This is a genomic window from Microvirga sp. HBU67558, from assembly GCF_018069605.1.
Classification (GTDB): Bacteria; Pseudomonadota; Alphaproteobacteria; order Rhizobiales; family Beijerinckiaceae; genus Microvirga; species Microvirga terrae.
The window spans coordinates 1-2,848 of sequence record NZ_JAGPUP010000359.1 but is presented as its reverse complement, the minus strand read 5'-3'; the positions used below and the strand labels follow the sequence as shown (position 1 = coordinate 2,848).

General features: G+C 57.3%; 2 protein-coding genes. Both read right to left on the bottom strand.

From position 1 onward, the window contains the following. Positions 1-133: 133 nt before the first annotated feature. A complete protein-coding gene (rpoN, locus tag KBI52_RS01865; RefSeq protein ID WP_210804951.1) occupies positions 134-1,573 on the bottom strand; it encodes an RNA polymerase factor sigma-54 in 1,440 nt (479 codons plus the stop codon). A gap of 97 nt (positions 1,574-1,670) precedes the next feature. Next, entirely contained in the window at positions 1,671-2,210 is a 540-nt protein-coding gene (locus KBI52_RS01860; RefSeq protein WP_210804953.1) for a peroxiredoxin, read from the bottom strand. Positions 2,211-2,848 lie beyond the last annotated feature (638 nt).

The window sequence follows — 2,848 nt, the reverse complement described above, 5'->3', positions numbered from 1 at the left end:
AGGGACAGCATCAGATCCTCCACCAGGCCCGCAGTGGGCGCCGCGAGCCGTCGAAGCGCCAAGTATATTCCTCAATCGCCCAGCGCACCCGGTCCCAACAACGTTCCGCTACCAAACAGTTACTCATCAGCCTCTAGGCCTTCATGCGCTTTTCCCGGCGACGTTGCACGGAGGAGGGGATGTTCATTGAGTCGCGATACTTTGCGACAGTGCGGCGGGCAATCTCAACGCCGGTCTCCTTGAGTCGGGCGACGATGTCGTCGTCCGACAGCACATTATTGTTCGGCTCCCCAGCAACCATCGCCTTGATCCGGTGGCGGACCGCTTCGGCGGAGTGCCCATCACCACCATCGGAGGAGGCGATTGCTACGGTGAAAAAATACTTCAGCTCGAACACGCCGCGAGGGGTGAGCATATACTTTTGTGACGTCACGCGGCTTACGGTCGACTCGTGCATGTTGATCGCGTCAGCGACAGCCCTGAGATTAAGAGGCCTCAGGTGGGCGACGCCACGTTCCAGAAAGGCATCTTGCTGGCGGACGATCTCAGCCGCTACCTTAAGGATCGTCTTGGCGCGCTGGTCCAGGCTGCGAATTAGCCAGTTCGCATTTTGCAAGCATTCTTTGAGAAATGCCTGATCCCTCGAATCTTGGCTGGTAGCGCGTGAGACTTCAGCGAAGTAAGTTTGGTTGATCAGAAGCTTAGGCAGCGTGTCGGGCTCAAGCTCGACTTGCCACCCACCCCCAGGCGCCGGTTGGACCAAGACGTCGGGAGTAATGAACTCGGGGCCTCCGGATTGGAACCGGTTTCCAGGCTTGGGATCGAGAGCGCGGATTTCATGCAGCATGTCGAGAATGTCGTCTTCATCGACCCCGCAACGCCGCTTCAACGCCTGAAAGTCCCGCTGCGCGAGCATCTCAAGATTGGCGACCAAAGCTGCCATTGCTGGGTCGAACCGGTCGCGCTGCCGCAACTGTATCTCAAGGCATTCGCTGAGTGTTCGCGCAAAAACTCCCGGTGGATCAAAACGCTGCAATGTTCCAAGAACCCGCTCCACGTCAGCCTCCCGGACATTTAGGCTCCCGGCCAACTCCAAGAGGTCGACCCGAAGATACCCAGTGTCGTCTAGGTGACCGGCAAGCTCACCCGCAATCAGCTGGTCCTGGGGAGGGAATACAGTGAGCGCAATCTGACGAGCGACATAGTTATGCAATGTTTCTGATTCGGCGGTAAACTGGTCTCGGGCAAGGCCTTGTATGGGCGGAACGTTGGTTGTCGCGCCCGGTGATTTCGATTGACTAAGCCGTTCCAGCGCGCAGGACGTGGTCAGTCCATGGCCAACGTTCTCGTGTGCGCTGATGTACGCATCTCCCCCTGAAGTTGACAAAACATCGCTTGAAGCCTCGCCATCGTTTGACGCCAGCTCCAAAAGCGGGTTCTTCTCAATTTCGTGCTCCACGAACTGACGTAGTTCGGCATGCGTCAGCTGCAGCAAGCGGATTGACTCAATGAGTTGAGGTGTAGCAACGAACGTTTGCTTCTGACACTGGAGTATGCTTGCGGACGACTTCATGGCTAGCGCAAAACTCCTATCGAGCAACGCACTTCGCTGTGCGTAGGTGGGGCCTGTGAGACGTTGACGTGTCTGGGTCATGCGATGACCGCGCGCTCTAGCGGCCTTTAGCGGCCTTTAGCGCTTCGAGAACCATCTGCGGCGACGAGATCCCATAAGGGTCGGTCTCGCAATTGTCGGAGAAACCTTCCTCCTCGAACCACTGCTCCACCACACCATTGTTTATCACTGCGGCATAACGCCAGGAGCGCATGCCGAAGCCAAGATTTTCCTTGGAAACCAGCATCCCCATCTTTCGCGTGAACTCGCCTGAGCCGTCCGGGATGAGTTGGATTTTCTGAAGACCCAAGGCTTTGCCCCACGAGTTCATTACAAAGGCATCGTTGACGGAGAGGCAGTAGATCGCATCAACTCCTTCTGCCTCAAACTCGTCATAGAGCTTCTCGAAGTCGGGGAGTTGGTAGGTGGAGCAGGTCGGAGTATAGGCGCCAGGCAGCGAGAACAGGATGACGCGTTTGCCCCTGAAATAGTCGTCGGATGTCTTGTCTTCCCAACGGTATGGATTCGGTCCCCTTAGAGAGCCGTCGCGAACACGCGTGCGAAAGGTGACGAAGGGAACTGTCGTTTTCACTGCCATCGGTGTTGCTCCTCCAGAGTAGAGACTCGCGCATTGTTTCTCGGCCGGGGTGTGAAGCAACACGGGACTCGGCGGAGATCCCGGCCATGGGACGGGACCTCTGCTGCCCCCGACCCTTTTTCCAATTCGGTTATAGGGAGAAGCCTGGGCCGCGGTCTTTGCCACACGATCGACATCGATATTGGTGACCTTGATGTCTTGGGGCAGGTCTTCCGCACCGTTGGCGGTGGAAGTGAGATCGGCGACCCGCTGCTCACGTTCGCGGAAGAGTAGCAGTGCGATCGCGACAGGATCGTAAGGCAGACCGAGATAGGAACACCTGATAATGTTGACGAAGCCCCAACCGGCCTGGGCGCCCTGAACGTGACAGATTATCCAATCGGTCTCCCTACGGCCGTAACCGCCGATTGACCCCCGATCGCGCAATTCCGACAAACGCATTTCCGGACACTCAATAGGAATGGCGGCGTTGAGCAAAGGGCGCGCCGAGTGCGCCCGCGCGTTATGACGATTAGCACTCATGCCCGATGGACAATGCCAATCAGGTTCCGACAAGGCCTGCCTCCTGACACCGCGACGCATTTGCGGGGAACCATGCATGTCCTGTGCCAGAAAGGAAAATGCATTCCAGAACAATG